This window comes from uncultured Algibacter sp., assembly GCF_947495925.1.
Lineage (GTDB): Bacteria > Bacteroidota > Bacteroidia > Flavobacteriales > Flavobacteriaceae > Algibacter_E.
In genome coordinates this window covers 527377-542971 of record NZ_CANMAU010000001.1, presented here as the reverse complement: position 1 = coordinate 542971, position 15595 = coordinate 527377, and the positions used below count along the sequence as shown (strand labels likewise).

General features: G+C 32.8%; 11 protein-coding genes. 6 read left to right on the top strand and 5 right to left on the bottom strand.

The features are described 5' to 3' along the window. Window positions 1-9: 9 nt before the first annotated feature. Window positions 10-1248, top strand: a complete 1239-nt coding sequence (locus Q0857_RS02430; protein WP_298531605.1) for an ammonium transporter — start codon at window positions 10-12, stop codon at window positions 1246-1248. A gap of 226 nt (window positions 1249-1474) precedes the next feature. Here Q0857_RS02430 and Q0857_RS02425 read toward each other — a convergent pair whose 3' ends face one another. The 4 genes from Q0857_RS02425 to Q0857_RS02410 all read right to left on the bottom strand — a co-directional run bounded on the left by Q0857_RS02425 (window position 1475) and on the right by Q0857_RS02410 (window position 8318). Then, a complete protein-coding gene (locus Q0857_RS02425) occupies window positions 1475-2974 on the bottom strand; it encodes an amidohydrolase family protein (protein WP_298531602.1) in 1500 nt (499 codons plus the stop codon). A 38-nt stretch (window positions 2975-3012) separates the two neighbouring features. Continuing rightward, complete coding sequence (locus Q0857_RS02420; protein WP_298531599.1) at window positions 3013-4128, bottom strand: alpha/beta hydrolase; 1116 nt, start codon at window positions 4126-4128, stop codon at window positions 3013-3015. Window positions 4129-4284: 156 nt separating this feature from the next. Further along, window positions 4285-5430 carry an AraC family transcriptional regulator gene (locus Q0857_RS02415; protein ID WP_298531597.1) on the bottom strand — a complete coding sequence of 382 codons (1146 nt, stop codon included), beginning with the start codon at window positions 5428-5430 and terminating at the stop codon, window positions 4285-4287. Window positions 5431-5726: 296 nt separating this feature from the next. After that, window positions 5727-8318: a phosphoenolpyruvate carboxylase gene (locus Q0857_RS02410; RefSeq protein ID WP_298532165.1), complete on the bottom strand. Its 2592-nt coding sequence runs from the start codon at window positions 8316-8318 to the stop codon at window positions 5727-5729. 303 nt (window positions 8319-8621) lie between these two features. On the opposite strand from Q0857_RS02410, the gene Q0857_RS02405 reads away from it, so the two are divergent. The 3 genes from Q0857_RS02405 (at window position 8622) to nadB (ending at window position 13131) form a co-directional block, all read left to right on the top strand. Next, window positions 8622-10430: a hypothetical protein gene (locus Q0857_RS02405; RefSeq protein ID WP_298531594.1), complete on the top strand. Its 1809-nt coding sequence runs from the start codon at window positions 8622-8624 to the stop codon at window positions 10428-10430. A gap of 219 nt (window positions 10431-10649) precedes the next feature. Further along, window positions 10650-11576: a quinolinate synthase NadA gene (nadA, locus tag Q0857_RS02400; RefSeq protein ID WP_298531590.1), complete on the top strand. Its 927-nt coding sequence runs from the start codon at window positions 10650-10652 to the stop codon at window positions 11574-11576. A 1-nt stretch (window position 11577) separates the two neighbouring features. Then, window positions 11578-13131, top strand: a complete 1554-nt coding sequence (gene nadB, locus Q0857_RS02395) for an L-aspartate oxidase (RefSeq protein ID WP_298531589.1) — start codon at window positions 11578-11580, stop codon at window positions 13129-13131. Between the two features lie 20 nt (window positions 13132-13151). Here the strand turns inward: nadB and Q0857_RS02390 are convergent, their stop codons facing one another. Next, on the bottom strand, window positions 13152-13997 hold the full coding sequence (locus tag Q0857_RS02390) for an AraC family transcriptional regulator (protein ID WP_298531586.1): 846 nt from the start codon (window positions 13995-13997) through the stop codon (window positions 13152-13154). 126 nt (window positions 13998-14123) lie between these two features. Between Q0857_RS02390 and Q0857_RS02385 the strand changes: the two genes are divergently transcribed. Together Q0857_RS02385 and Q0857_RS02380 are read left to right on the top strand one after the other, a co-directional pair. Next, the gene (locus tag Q0857_RS02385; RefSeq protein ID WP_298531583.1) at window positions 14124-15281 is read left to right on the top strand and encodes a cytochrome P450; all 1158 of its coding nucleotides are present in this window, start codon (window positions 14124-14126) and stop codon (window positions 15279-15281) included. Window positions 15282-15285: 4 nt separating this feature from the next. Beyond that, window positions 15286-15594 (top strand): 2Fe-2S iron-sulfur cluster-binding protein, encoded by a 309-nt coding sequence (locus tag Q0857_RS02380; protein WP_298531580.1) that lies wholly within the window; start codon window positions 15286-15288, stop codon window positions 15592-15594. Window position 15595 lies beyond the last annotated feature (1 nt).

The following is a 15595-nucleotide window of genomic DNA, read 5'->3' as shown; positions in this document are numbered from 1 at the left end:
CAATTTATAATGGAAGGATTATTTACAGCGAATAATGTATGGATGATGATCTGTACAGCACTAGTTTTCTTTATGCATACAGGATTTGCATTTTTAGAGATAGGATTAACTAGGCAGAAAAATACAATAAACATTTTATTTAAAAATATATTTATTATTACGGTAGGGTTGTTACTTTACTATTTAATAGGGTTTAACTTAATGTATCCTGGTTTTGCAGAAGGATCTAGCGGATTTTTTGATTTTGCAGGATTTGGTATTGCACCTCCAGAAAATGGAATGACTCCAGAATATGCAGATGGTGGTTACACGTGGTGGACAGATTTCTTGTTTCAAGGTATGTTTGCTGCTACAGCGGCTACAATTGTTTCGGGAGCCGTTGCTGAGCGCATGAAAATAGGACCCTTTATGATTTTTACAGTTATTTATGTAGGTATTGTATACCCACTTGCTGGATCTTGGAAATGGGGTGGTGGATTTTTAGATATGAGAGAAACACCTTTTTATGATTTTGCAGGTTCTACATTGGTGCACTCTGTAGGAGGATGGGCGGCTTTAGTGGCTGTTTATTTATTAGGTTCTCGTATTGGTAAATTTAAAGATGGTAAACCTCAGGCGATTCCTGGTCATAGTATTCCATTAGCAACAGCTGGTGTATTAATTTTATGGTTAGGTTGGTTTGGATTTAACGGAGGTTCTGTCCTTTCTGCAGATCCAGAATTAACATCATTAACACTAGTAACTACATGTTTAGCTGCAGCTGCAGGTGGTGTAGTTGCTGCTTTAGTATCATTCTTAAAGTATAAAAACTTAGATTTAACTATGTTTTTAAATGGTATTTTAGGTGGTTTAGTAGGTATTACTGCTGGTGCAGATCAAATGAGTCCTGAAAATGCTATTGCTATTGGAGCTATCGCAGGTGCACTTATTGTATTTGCAGTGGCATTTGTAGATGCTATTAAATTAGATGATCCAGTTGGTGCAATTGCTGTACACTTAATTTGTGGTATTTGGGGTACCCTAGCAGTAGGTATCTTTGGTGCATTAGCAGGTGTAGATCAATTTGTGAGTCAGTTAGTTGGTGTTTTATCTTACGCAGCAATCTGTATTCCTTCAGCATTTATTATATTCTTTATAATGAAGAAAACGGTGGGAATTAGAGTTTCTGAAAGAGAAGAACTAGAAGGTTTGGATGCGCATGAACATGGTATGGATGCTTATCCAGACTTCCGTTTAAATGAGCACTAATCAAAATATAATTTAATTTTAAAAAAAAGGATGTCTTTAAAAAAGACATCCTTTTTTATTTGGTAGTCGCTACAAGTGTTGTTGTTACTTTAATATTAGGGAGCTTCTCGATGTGTCTCAATCTTCGAACTGTAGAAGCTTAGTCTTTTTGTTATAAACATTTTAAGTGGGATGGCGAGGGTACTGATTCTTCTTGAAAAACAAAACTTATTTTGTAAATATGCTCTTATTCTTTAACCTCTAAATCATCTCTTTTTACAACTTGACCACCTATAATCACTTTTTCTATGGCATCATATGCTTCAATGTCCTTTAAAGGGTTTTTATCCATTATAATTATATTGGCCTTTTTTCCGATAGCCAAAGAACCAACAGAAGAGTCTAAATGAAAAGCTTTCGCATTATTAATTGTAGCAGATGCTAGAATTTTATTTAAAGGAACTTCTGCTTCGTTCATTAATGTAAGTTCCCAATACCCATTATGGCCAGGTTGATTTGTGTAAATTGGTCCTGAAGGTGTATCTGTACCAAATAGAATGAGTCCATTATTATCAGAAAGGTATTTTAAAACGAGCATGGCATGAGACTGTAATTTTCCGTAGCTTTTATACACTTCTTCTGGATTAGAATGACTAAATAGATCTTTTCCGAGCCATTGTGCTTCTTCTGCTTTATACCATTCAAGTAACTTTTTAGGAATCACTTTTTTTAAGACGGGTTGATTGATGAATTTTTTGTCAACCAAAGCGCCTTCTCCTTCAATGACTGTTAATGTTGGAGTGTAGCCTATTTGTTTTTGAATTTGTAAATCCAGTATTTCTTTTATTTCTAATGGTAGAGAGTCTGTTGGGACTTGCTTATATTTTTCCCAGTTCCATAGCCCGTGTGCTAAAATATCTACTCCAATGTCAGCCAAAAAAGAATGTCCTGTCAATGAATTAGCATGAACGATTAACGGCAGTCCATTTGCATGTGACTCATTAAGTAATTCAGTCATCATACTTTTAGTCGGTAAAGGTAAATTAGACATCATTCCAAAGCCTGATTCATAATAAGATTTTACAGCAATTGCCCCAGATTTTTTAATACGCCTAACCACCGATTTGGGTGTATGGTCAGCTGGTTTGTATTTTTTTGGAATATGCTCCGCTTGACTTTCCAGATATAAGAAATATGGCTGGTTTTCAAATCGAAACTCTTCAGGTGCATAAATCATTGGATAACCATTTGCTACTCCAGCACCAGAATATCCAATATGGTATAAATCGGGTTTTAGTGGTTGTTTGTTAAAAGAATTGATTTGTTCATCTGATATCCCTCCAAGATTAATGATCGTTGTAAAACCATAGTATAAATAACTCCTTGGCATTTGGTTTTTGAATTCTTTAACCAGTTCGGGGTACTTTTCCATATGACGATACAACATTCCTTGTACTTCTGTCATATGAACATGGCCATCAATCAATCCTGGTATTACAAATTTTCCAGTTCCATCAAACTGTTCAAATATTCCGCTTATACTTGGCTCATTCTTGCCTATATAAACGATTTTATCATTTTCGACTACTAAATGGCCAATATATGGATCATAATTTCCATTTTCTGTTGAGATAATAGTTACGTTTGATATGTACAAACCTTGTTTAAGATATAATTGTTCTTTTTTCTTTTGACAGGAGAAAATCAATAATATACCTATAAATAAAATGTGTTTTTTCTTAATCATTTTTGATCGATATTTACGTAATTCGTTTTGTTTTCAGTTTATTGTGTAATCAATGGAGTGATATAATGTTTTAAAATTTTATACTGTGTATTGATAACAGATTCATTGAAACCATGGGCTGCATCAGGAAGTAAAAAGTACTCCTTGTTCGGTGCATTGATTTTATCGAAGTATGCTGTTGTAATTTCTTTAGGGGTTAAAATGTCCTTTTCTCCTTGAATTAGGAAGACGGGAATTTTAAAATTTAGACCACTTTTCATGAAATTAATTTCAGAACTTATGGATTGAATTCCCAGAGCTTTGTGTCCCACATAACTTGCAAAGGAATAATCATCGCCTAAATAACGATGTTGTATATCATTTTTATTGTCATATTCAGGTGGTAGCTTCCACCATGTAGTAGGTGCTAGAATTGAATTGTCCCTTTCATATTTTTTAACAATACGAAGTAATTGACCATAGTTTTTGGCATTATGGTAAGGTGGTTTACCAATAGTTTTAAGCTTTTGGATACTTATTGTATCGTTTTCTATTTGTGTTAACTTACAGACCTTTTGATAAGCATAATTAAAGCCCTCGGCAGGGCTTACAACTTGGGCGTGGCCTATATAAGCATAAAATAGATCGGGACGTTTAATAGCCATTTTAGTACCAAGAATAGAGCCCCAAGAAGTTCCAAAAAGGATAATTTTTTGTTTTCCTAAATGTTTTATTAAATACTCAGAAAGTTCAATTCCATCAGATACCATTTGTTCGAGCGTTAATGGGTTTGATTCAAAATACTCTAAACTTAATTCAATTGGAGCACTGCGACCAAAAGTTCTTCCTGCGCCTCTTTGATCCCATTGAATTAGAATGAAATCTTTTTTCCAATCATCATAAATAGCATCTGCATAAGGGCTTAATACACTGCCAGGACCCCCATGAAGAAACAATACGATTGGTTTTGAAGGATTCCCTTTAATAGTTACCCAGTGATCAATACCATTTATTTGGATGTATTTTTCTTCATTGATTGAATTCTCTTTAGAGTTACTACTATGAAAGTTTTTATCAGATGTCTCAGTACACGTTAATTCGGTTTTATTTTCGTTCAAGTGAGCTAAACATAGAAAAGGTGAAATGAGTAATGCAAGTACAAATCTGGTTTTCATGATTTCAAATTTTAGTTGTTCGTAATAATTTGAATCAAAATTAGTTCTTGAAAACATCAGAATCGACCGATTAAAAAAAGTCGAACGCTTTTGTGGTTATTATAAGCGTTCGACTTTTTTAATACGAGTGTATTGTTTTTTTAAATTTATTGAAAATCAGTTATTTCTGAAGGTAGTAGGGGTTTGATTTGTGAACTTTTTGAAAGCTGTGTTAAATGATGATTTTGAATTAAATCCTACTTGGTACAGAATCTCTAAAATAGTAAGCTCTTTATTAGAAGGAGATTTCATCAGTTGCTTTGCTTTTTCAATGCGAAATTCATTTATAAAATCAAAAAAATGTTGATTTGAATAACGGTTGATTAAAAGGGATAGATCGCGAACAGGGATATTAACTTGTTTGGATACTTCTTGTATGGTTAAAGAAGGTTCAAGAAAGAGTTCATTGTCTAATATATACTGTTTCACAAAACTCACTTGTGAAGTCATCTCAGCTAACTTTTGAGAATCATGAATAGGCTTTTTGTTTAAAGTGATTGCTTTTTTTGCTATTTCTTTATTCAGTGCGATCATGTTCGTGTCAATACCTTTAAAAAGCTTAGGTTTTTTTAATGCTTTTAAAACAAACCAACTACTAATAATAAGTGCAGAAATTCCGATAATACTATTGAACCAGTTAAAGAATTGGTCGTTACCTGTATATACAAACACTAGTTTTATAAAAATAAAGCAATGTGCTATTAATAATAAGAGAGTCATTTGGAATAGCCATGTATAAGAAGAATTATTCGAGTTCGTATGATTCTCAGCATAAATGTTCTTGTATTTCTTTAAAGATTTATAAATCAAAAAAATATAGAAAGCATATTGTAGCTCTTTTAGTATGTAAAAAAAGCGTATTTCAAATGTTTGTTTAAAGTTCTGAGATATGTATAAAATATCGTTAGTGTCGCCTAGATAAAATCTTGGAATTAATATCAGATTAACAATAAGAAATAAAATACTATGAATTAAATCTTTAGTACTTAATTGAAAATCGGAATAACAAACCGATTTTACATACAAATAATATATTGGCAGTATTAATAGACTAATAGTCATTCTAAAAACCTCAAAATTCAAGCTCGAATTAATACTATTAAAAATAAAAAGACTACTGATATCAAATACAGATAAGATAAGGAAACTTGCAAAAAGTATGTTAGGTAGTTTTTTCTTTATATTAACTGTTATTAGAAAAAAAGCAAAGAACAGCATTAGAAAGCTTGTAATTAAAACGATGCCATTTAAAAAATAATCCATTTAAGCATTTTGTTTTTTATATCCGAAAGTTAATATATAATTTTATTAGAACCCCTTGAATTAAAAGTATGAGCGGAATTCAAGATTCAAAGAATTTTATTTCTTATGATTTACTGTCTAATCTAACTGCAATGCCACATCCCACAAATCAAAATCACCACTATTTTGTTTTCATTGTAATTTAATTTTTTCGGCTAAAGATAGCTAAAGTTATTAGATGTAAAATTGGACTTACATAAAAAAAGCCTTTACTTTTTGAGTAAAGGCTTTTTTTATAAGTTATGTTTAAAAAATATTTACGCCGAGTTTCTACTCGCATTAATATTTCCAAATAAAGATCGTGTTACTATTTTTTCGAAAATTAACTTTTCTGGGTCATCTGCAGCGACGCCTGCCTTTTCAAGTTCTTGAACTTTTTTAAGCGCATATTGCTGAATTGTTAATAATGGTAAAACAATAGACTCTCTAACTTGAATAGAAGCTTTTCCAGAAGGCTCGTTTTCCATTAATTCGCTATAGCCTGTAAGCTTTAATAGTAATCTTTTGGTGACTTTATATTCTTCAAAAATAATAGTCCAAAACCCACCAAATTCTGGGTCATTAGACATATACTTTGTTAAATCAAAGAACGACTTGGTTAAAGACATCATACTATTTTCTAATAAGGTTTTGAAGAATTTAGAGTTGTGATATAAATGTTCAACCTTACTCCATTCTCCTCTGTCTTCATATTGTTTTAGTGCGGTTCCTACTCCATAAAACCCAGGTACATTTTGTTTTAATTGACTCCAAGATCCCACAAAAGGAATAGCTCTTAGGTCTGAAAATACTAATTTGTCAGATTTACCCCGTTTTGATGGTCTACTACCAATGTTGGTTTTAGCATAATACTTTAATGTACTCATGCGCTCCAAATAAGGAATAAACATCTCATGGCTTTTAAAGTCTTTATAGGTTTGATAACTTGTTTCAGCTAAATCAGTCATAACCACTCTGTCTTCATCAGATAAACGGTTCTTTTCTCCATCAATTCTATTCTTGATACCAGAACTAATTAGCTGCTCTAAGTTATATTGAGAAGAATCATTTGTTCCAAAGTTAGAACTCACGGTTTGTCCTTGAATCGTTATCTGCACTTCTTTATCTTCAATAGTAGGTCCTAATGATGAATAGAAGTTATGTGTTTTTCCACCCCCACGTGCTGGCGGTCCACCTCGTCCATCAAAGAATATCGCTGTAATATCATATTTTCTTGACATTTCTGTGAGCAACTCTTTGGCTTTATAAATACCCCAGTTAGCCATTAAATACCCCCCATCTTTAGTTCCATCAGAGAACCCAAGCATAATGTGTTGCTTATTTCCTCTAGCTCTTAAATGAGCCATATATTCTGGGTTTTGGTATAATTGTTCCATAACACCAGGCGCATTTTCCAAATCAGGGATAGTTTCAAAGAGCGGAGCAACATCAACGGTTAACTCATCTTTAAATGCTACTATTTTGAGCATAGAAAATAATTGCATGACGTTAAGTGCTGTTTGGTTATTACTAATAATGTAACGATTAGCACCTCGTTCTCCATTGCTTTTCTGTATGTCTTTAATAACAGAAATAGTTTTTAAGGTGTTACGTACCATTTCGTCTTCAAAGATTTCTAAATCTTCAATAGAGTCATCTGCTTTGGAAAGAATTTCAATCTGTTCAGATTCTGATAAATCATGGTAATTATTAGGGAAAGACGAGTTTCCTGATGCGATTAAATGGTCTATTACCGTTGTGAAAACAGCATGATGAATTCTACTATCTTGTCTAATATCTAAAGTTGCGAACCTATAATCAAACAGGTGTATTCGGTTAATTAAGTTGTTTATTTCATTAACATATAACGATTGGTGTTGATTAACAATAATATTCCTTATCTCTAAAAGCTCAGTTCTTAGTTCTTTAGCACTAATAGCCTTTTTGGTTTTAAGGTTGATGCTATAATCATACATGATCGTTTCTAAGCGTATAATACGCTCTTCAACACCTCTAAATGTTAGTTTTTTTCTTAAATCCCTTAAATCTTGATAATACTTTTTAAGAATAGCTTTTTTAAGTTTTTTAGCTACCTTCAAAGTGGTTTCTGGTTTTACAAAAGGATTTCCATCTCTATCACCTCCTGGCCAGAAACCAATATTTATAATATCGTTATGTTTTTTGCCATCATCATAAATATTTGTTTGGATATAGTTGTAAATATTACCAAAAGTTTCATAAAACACGTTTTCTAGATACCAGATTAGGCTTTTGGCTTCTTGATACGGCGTGGGCTTTTTATGCTTAAAGAAAGGTGTTTTCCCTAATTGACCAAATAAATTATTTATATCGGTAAGATCGTTTCGTTTTATAGCATCTGTAAGGTTTGTGATGATACCTAATACAGAGCCTGGATAAAATTGAGTTGGGTGCGCAGTTAACACAATACGCACCTTAAATTCTTCAAGAAACTCTTTTAGTTCGTCAAGCTTTCCTTCAGATCTGGCAGATCCTTTTAAATTTCTTAAGGTACCAACACCTTCCATGTTGTTAACTGTTGAAAAGGCAGCATCTTCTATGGCGTCAAATAAAACCACTTGTCTTTCAATATATTGAATAAATCTAAACAATAAGTTTATTTGACTTTCTTTATTTCTGCGTCCTTGGTATTTTTGGAAGAAGGTTTCAACAATTTTTGTTGGATCATCTCCATTTCGGAATCCTTTTTCACATGTTTCATGAAATAAGGGAAGAAGTACTCCTGTTTTTGTGACTGCATCAAAAGGTAATGTCATAAATATACTATTGTATATCTGGTATTTTGATAAAACACTTTGATTAAATCGGGTTAATTTTGGCTCTACTGACATAGTATCATTCTGTTGAAAATTGAGCATAAAAGTACTAAAGAAAGGCTTAACCTCATAGCTTTTTACAAGTTTTACAGATATACAATCGATAGTGAATTTAATTTGATGATAATTAAAAAAATAGGTCGTAATACTCGTGTTTTTCATTTTAGTTTTACAAAGGAATGGCATATTTTGAATACAAGGGCTTATGACATATGTCATATAATAGGAGTGAATTCATCCATATTTTTGGCGATTAACAAAATGATGAACACTAAAATCCAGTGTTTACTGTGATTTAATAGTCTAAATATTTTATATATGAAAAAAGCACATTCGTTTCATATCCCAGTTATGGGAATAGGTTTTACAATTGATACTCCTTTAAAAGTGGCACAGTATGGTATGGATTCGGTTATTTCTCTAGTTGATGACATTTTACTAGAGAAACTAAGAAAGATGTATAGTGAGAAATTTGAGATCCCTTACCATGAGATTACTGATAAAATAGAAGATTTTAGAGCTAAGAGAATTACATCCTACTTAGACTTAATTAGTGATTTAGCTGATAAAAAGTTTGAATCTTTAAAAGATATGACTGCTAAAAAGGGTGATGAACTTTTAGCCTATATTCATATGTTACCTGATAATTCTAAGCTTAAAGCAGAATTTAGAAATTTAACATCAAGAGGATTTGACTTTTCTGAAATTAAGGCTTGGGCTTCCAAGAATTTAGTTATGGGAGCTATTGATGTTAATATCATGACTAAAGTCGATAAGGATAATTATAAAAAAGACGAGAAATTACCTGTTGAATATAACGACGCTCATGCAGCTTTAAGGGGTTTTGCAAATAGTAAATTACAATCTTCGGTGGTGCTTTCCGCGGGTATGAACCCTAGGCTTTATAGTTATATGGGTCAATTTGACGACTTTTTTCCAGACAAAAAAGGGAACCTTAAAAAACGAATTATTTTAAAAGTAAGTGATTATAGATCGGCGCTTATTCAAGGGAAGTTTTTAGCAAAAAAAGGACTTTGGGTTTCTGAATATCGCATTGAATCAGGTCTCAATTGTGGCGGACATGCTTTTGCTACAGATGGCTATTTATTAGGGCCTGTTTTAGCAGAGTTTAAAGAGAAACGACAAGAGTTGCAAGATGCTATACAAGGTGTTTTAAATCAAGAACTTCAAAATCAAAATAGAGAAATTCCAACAAATCCATTAACCTTTGAAATTACAGCGCAAGGTGGAGTTGGAACAGAAGAAGAGCATGCTTTTTTATTGGATCATTACGAGTTGGATTCAGTAGGTTGGGGAAGTCCTTTTTTATTAGTGCCAGAAGCAACAACAGTAGATGATAAAACCTTAAATAAACTTGCTAAAGCTGAAGAGCAAGATTTGTATTTAAGTGATATTTCGCCTTTAGGTATTCCTTTTAATAATTTAAAAAACAATACTAAGGACGCCGAAAAGCAGACTTTGATTAATAAAGGTAGACCAGGGAGTTCGTGCCCTAAGAAGTTTGTGGCTATGAATAAAGAATTTAAAGAAACCGGAATTTGCACAGCCTCAAGAGAGTTTCAATATTTAAAAATTAAAGCACTTGATGAGCAAAATTTAGATTCAGAAGGTTATCAAAAAGAGTATAATAAAATTATTGAAAAGTCATGTACCTGTGTGGGTTTAGGAACCTCGGCTTTATTGAAATATAAATTAGAGACTAAGGTGGAAGGTGAAGGTGTTTCTGTTTGTCCTGGCCCAAATATGGCTTATTATTCGAAGGTAATGAGTCTCGAAAATATTACAGATCATATTTATGGAAGAGCTAATATGGTTTCCAGAATTGATCGTCCTAATTTCTTTATTAAAGAACTTCATATTTATATGGATTATTTAAGGAATAAGTTAGATGAGACGAAGTATGCTATGAACAGGAAAGAAGAGAAGTATCTTAAAACATTTACTAAAAATATGATGGCTGGAATAAACTATTACCAAGGTTTATTTAGCAATTTAAAGGTTAGTTTTCAGGATGTAAAAGGGACTATATTGCATGAGCTTGAAAAGACAGAGTTAAAGTTAAATGAAATACAGGCAGATATTCAAAACATGTCTGTTGTGGCTTAGAAGGTTGATTTTTTATTAAAACAGGTTTCCCGTTTTGCCAATTATTAAAGTGTTTGTTTAACAAAAGTTTAATGATTTAATAAAAAAACTATAGGTTTTCTATTCAATGCTATTTTTTAAGGAATTCGCATTTTACTAACGGTTTTAATTAAGATATTTGTAACTTTATTAATGGTTATCTTGTACCATTAGTATTTGTTAATATTCTCAAAGATTAAAATGGATTTAGTAAAAGAAATAAAACGCCTTAAAGCGGAAAAGAATGCAGTTATTTTAGCGCACTATTATCAAATAGGTGAAATTCAAGATATAGCCGATTATGTTGGAGATAGTTTAGGTTTGTCTCAAAAGGCTGCAGAAACGGATGCAGATATTATTGTTTTTGCTGGTGTGCATTTTATGGCAGAAACAGCAAAAATTTTAAATCCGTCAAAAACAGTGGTGCTTCCAGATTTAAATGCTGGGTGTTCGTTAGCAGATTCTTGCCCTCCTGACGCTTTTAAAAAATTTACCAAGGCACATCCAAATCATGTTGTCATTACTTATGTGAACTGTTCTGCAGAGATAAAGGCTTTAAGTGATATTGTTTGTACATCGTCTAATGCTTTGAAAATTGTAGAATCTATTCCAAAAGAGACGCCTATTATTTTTGCTCCAGATAAGAATTTGGGCAGATACATTATAAATGAAACAGGAAGAGACATGTTGCTTTGGGATGGGAGTTGTATTGTTCACGAAGCCTTTTCAATGGATAAACTTATTGAACTCCATAAAAAATATCCGGATTATAAGATTATAGCGCACCCAGAATCTGAAACACATATTTTAGATACGGCGACCTATATTGGTTCTACATCGGGGATGATTAATTACGTAAAAGAACATCAAGATCAGAAATTTATAGTGGCTACTGAAGCTGGTATTTTGCATAAAATGCAACAGGAAATGCCTAATACAGAGTTGGTGCCTGCTCCAGCGAAAGAAGATAATACCTGTGCTTGTAGTGAGTGTCATTTTATGAAAATGAATACCATGCAAAAGTTATATGATTGTTTGTTGAACGAATCGCCTCAAGTAGAGGTCGATCCAGCCATTATTGATCGCGCTTTGTTACCTATAGAACGTATGTTGGAGTTATCAAAATAATATGATGACTGCGGATTATTTAGTAATTGGTTCTGGTGTGGCGGGTTTAACCTTTGCCGTTAAAATAGCTGAGAAATTTCCTGAGAGAAAAGTGGTTATTGTTACCAAGGCTAATGAAGATGAATCGAATACGAAGTATGCTCAGGGCGGAGTGGCTATTGTTTCTAACAAAGAAGAAGATTCATTTAAAAAACATATAAACGACACCTTAATTGCAGGCGACGGACTTTGTGAAGAAGATGTTGTTGAAATGGTGGTTAAGGAGGGTCCAGATCGTTTGGAAGAATTATTGCTTTGGGGGGCGAATTTTGATATTAATGATGCTGGTAAGTTCGATTTAGGAAAAGAAGGGGGTCATTCTGAATATCGCATAATCCATCATAAAGACATTACAGGTTTCGAAATTGAACGTGCCTTATTAAGTAAAGCTCATCAATTATCAAATATTTCTATTTTACCACATCATTTTGCTATTGATTTGGTAACTAATCACCATATAAAAGATTTAGATTCAGAGGAATTAGCATGTTATGGTGCCTATATTTTTAATCAAAAGTCGGGTTCAATTTTTACCATAAAATCCAATAGCACCTTATTGGCTTCTGGAGGTATTGGCTGTGTTTATGGTCATACTACGAATCCGGTTATAGCAACTGGAGATGGTATTGCCATGGCATACAGGGCAAAAGCACGTATAAAAGATATGGAGTTTGTCCAATTTCACCCAACTGCTTTATACGAAGTTGAAGGAGAATCTTCGTTTTTAATTTCTGAGGCAGTTAGAGGTTTTGGTGCGTATTTAAGAAATAAAAAAGGGTATCGATTCATGCCTGGTTACGATGACCGTGCCGAACTAGCATCACGAGATATTGTTTCTCAAAGTATTGATAGTGAGTTAAAAAAATCTGGTGAGTCTCACGTTTATTTAGATTGTACACATTTGGATATGGATGCTTTTATGGATCATTTCCCAAATATTTATAAAAAGTGTTTAGAACATCATATTGATATAAAAACCGATTGGATTCCTGTTGTTCCCGCATCTCATTATTTATGTGGAGGTATAAAGGTGAACAAGAAAGGGAATACGACCATTAATAATTTATTTGCTTGTGGCGAATGTTCTAGAACAGGATTACATGGAGCCAATAGGTTGGCCTCTAATTCTTTGCTAGAAGCATTAGTGTATGCTCATAATATTTTTAAAAAATTATCTAAGCAAGATCATGCAATGATTCGTGTTGATATTCCTGATTGGAATGACAAAGGAACCAAGATACCAGAAGAGCATATTTTAATTCAGCATAATTTAAAAGAACTTCAGGCTTTAATGCGCGATTATGTTGGTATTGTGAGAAGTAATAAGCGTTTAAAAAGAGCAATAAAGCGTTTAGATGTGATTTATGAAGAAGTAGAAGATCTCTACAAAGAGTCTAAAATTACTACTTCACTTTGCGAATTACGTAACATGATTAATGTGGCGCATTTAATTATCAGGCAGTCTTTGGATAGAACTGAAAATAAAGGAGGTTATTATAATATTGATAATCTCTAACTCAGAACCTTCACTTCTTATTATCGTAGTTTAGAGTACTCCTTTGGACTTATTTTTTTATACTTTTTAAACTGCCTGTTAAAATAACTTAAACTGTTGAAACCAGATTCAAAGCATATTTGAGAGATGGTTAAATCTGATTCTGATAATAATTTGGATGCATGAGCAATTCTGAGTTTGTTTACATATTCCGTAAAAGTTTTTTTAGTTCTTTTTTTAAAATATTTACAAAATGAAGATTTACTCATATGTACTTTCGTAGCAATTTCAGTAAGAGAGATTTCATGGTGTAGATTGTTAAAAATATAATTCAATATTTTTTGAAAAGTCACACTATCTTGAGCTTGATAAAACTGAGATTCTTGTGTTGTTGATAGTAAGGTGTGTTCGGTTTCTTGACTTAATTGATTTAATAGTTCGTAAAAAGCAAGTAATCTGTTCATGCCATTTGAGCTTAAAAGAGACCTAATTTGTGTTTCATATTTTTCACTTTTAGGAAAAAGAATCCCACTTGCTGATTTTTTTAACAATAAATGAATGTTTTTCATTTCAGGGAGTTCATTTTTAAAAAACAGATCATCATTAAATTGTATAACCAGACTCTCTGCAAGCAACCCTTTGTTTTGATAAAAAGCATTATCGCACCTCCAATAATGTGGAACCTGAGACCCAATTAAAACAAGATCTCCAGCATTAAATAGTTCTGCACTAGTTCCAACAAACCTAGTGCCATAACCAGATTTTATATAAGTGAGTTCATATTCAATATGAAAATGCCATGACGAATCAAAGTAATCTTGTTTGTACTCCGTAGTTATAAAAGATTGTAAATAGGGCTGAAAAACATGTTCTTTAATGGCTTTCATGACTCAATATGGTCTAAGTTATGTTAAATCATCTTTATTTCGGAAATATAGTTCAAATATTTGACAATATTCGTCTGTGATGATAAAAGGATTAATAACAATTTTGTACCCTAAAAATGTATAGATATGAAGAGTAGTAAATTTTCAGATGCTTTTGAGGAGGCCAGATTAGATAAAGGGGTTGATTATATTAATGATCAAGATGATCCAGCAATGATGGTTTTAGGGCATAAGGATGTTAGGAAATGTGCTCATAATTGGAAAACATTTCAATCAGGAGCAGTGCCTGGGCGTATTGTGATTCCTTCGGAAGTCGATATTAGAGACGTCAGACAAATTCCTTTTGAGGTTGACCCTCCTGCTCATAAGTCATATAGAGATTTAGTTGAGCCTTGGTTTAAAAGGCCGTTGGAGGAAGTTTATACTGCAAAATTAACTCAGCAAATTTCATCATTACTAGATGAGGTTCTAGAGAAAGATGCGGTTGAGGTGATCAGTGAATTTTCTTTAGTTCTTCAATCTCGTGCGTTAACCCTATTACTCAATATTCCATACTCTGAAGCAGATTTATGGATTTCTTGGGGAACACATGTTTTTAGAAGTGAAGAATCAGCATTAGATGCAGATAAAGCAAATATATTATATGACTATATAGACGAGCAAATAGATAAGGCTATTGAAAATCCCGGAGAAGATTTGTACTCTGTGCTTCTTTCATCAGAAGTTGATGGTAAAAAACTAACCAAGGAAGAGATTAAAGGGGTTATGATTTTAACTTTTGCAGGAGGAAGAGATACGGTAATAAATGCAGTTACAAATACAATCGCATATTTTGCTGAACATCCAAAGTCATTACAAAATTTACAGGATAATCCTGAAATAATAGGAACTGCAATCGAGGAACTTATTCGGTATTTTTCTCCACTTACTCAAATGGGGCGTGTCGTAACAGAAGATACTCAAGTATGCGAACATGCCGCTAAAGCCGATTCTCGTATATCATTATGCTGGGCATCTGCAAATAGAGATGCTTCTGTTTTTGAAAATGCTAATGAGGTTGTTTTGGATCGAAAAATTAACCCACATGTTGGGTTTGGGTTTGGAAAACATAGTTGTTTAGGAGCTACTCATGCGAGACAAATACTTAGAGTTTTAATGACTACTTTAACAGAGAAAGTAGATTCAATGGACATTATTGAGAGTGTTGAAAATATTGAGGAAATCGACAAAATGAAGAGAAAGGTTGGTTTTGATAGTATAACAGTAAGATTTAATAAAAAATAAAGAAATGGCTAAGATTACATTTATTACAAGTGATAATGAGACTATTACAGTAGAGGGAAATTCAGGGTCGGTTATGGAACTGGCAGTTAAGAACAATGTAAAAGGTATCGATGGAGATTGCGGAGGTGTGTGTTCATGTGCTACATGTCATGTACATGTTGAGCCTGAGTTTACATCAAAAACAGGAGAGGCAAGCGAGCTTGAAAGTGATATGCTAGAGTTTGATGATTTAACAAACGAATATAGTCGCCTTTCTTGTCAACTTCAAGTAAGTGATGATTTAGATGGTGTTGTGTTTAAGGTAGCTAAATAAG

Bases quoted from the DNA above. Each gene is read 5' to 3' on its own strand.
- Q0857_RS02430 (WP_298531605.1), top strand. From the start codon at position 10: ATGGAAGGATTATTTACAGCGAATAATGTATGGATGATGATCTGTACA.
- Q0857_RS02425 (WP_298531602.1), bottom strand. From the start codon at position 2,974: ATGATTAAGAAAAAACACATTTTATTTATAGGTATATTATTGATTTTC.
- Q0857_RS02420 (WP_298531599.1), bottom strand. From the start codon at position 4,128: ATGAAAACCAGATTTGTACTTGCATTACTCATTTCACCTTTTCTATGT.
- Q0857_RS02415 (WP_298531597.1), bottom strand. From the start codon at position 5,430: ATGGATTATTTTTTAAATGGCATCGTTTTAATTACAAGCTTTCTAATG.
- Q0857_RS02410 (WP_298532165.1), bottom strand. From the start codon at position 8,318: ATGTCAGTAGAGCCAAAATTAACCCGATTTAATCAAAGTGTTTTATCA.
- Q0857_RS02405 (WP_298531594.1), top strand. From the start codon at position 8,622: ATGAAAAAAGCACATTCGTTTCATATCCCAGTTATGGGAATAGGTTTT.
- nadA (WP_298531590.1), top strand. From the start codon at position 10,650: ATGGATTTAGTAAAAGAAATAAAACGCCTTAAAGCGGAAAAGAATGCA.
- nadB (WP_298531589.1), top strand. From the start codon at position 11,578: ATGATGACTGCGGATTATTTAGTAATTGGTTCTGGTGTGGCGGGTTTA.
- Q0857_RS02390 (WP_298531586.1), bottom strand. From the start codon at position 13,997: ATGAAAGCCATTAAAGAACATGTTTTTCAGCCCTATTTACAATCTTTT.
- Q0857_RS02385 (WP_298531583.1), top strand. From the start codon at position 14,124: ATGAAGAGTAGTAAATTTTCAGATGCTTTTGAGGAGGCCAGATTAGAT.
- Q0857_RS02380 (WP_298531580.1), top strand. From the start codon at position 15,286: ATGGCTAAGATTACATTTATTACAAGTGATAATGAGACTATTACAGTA.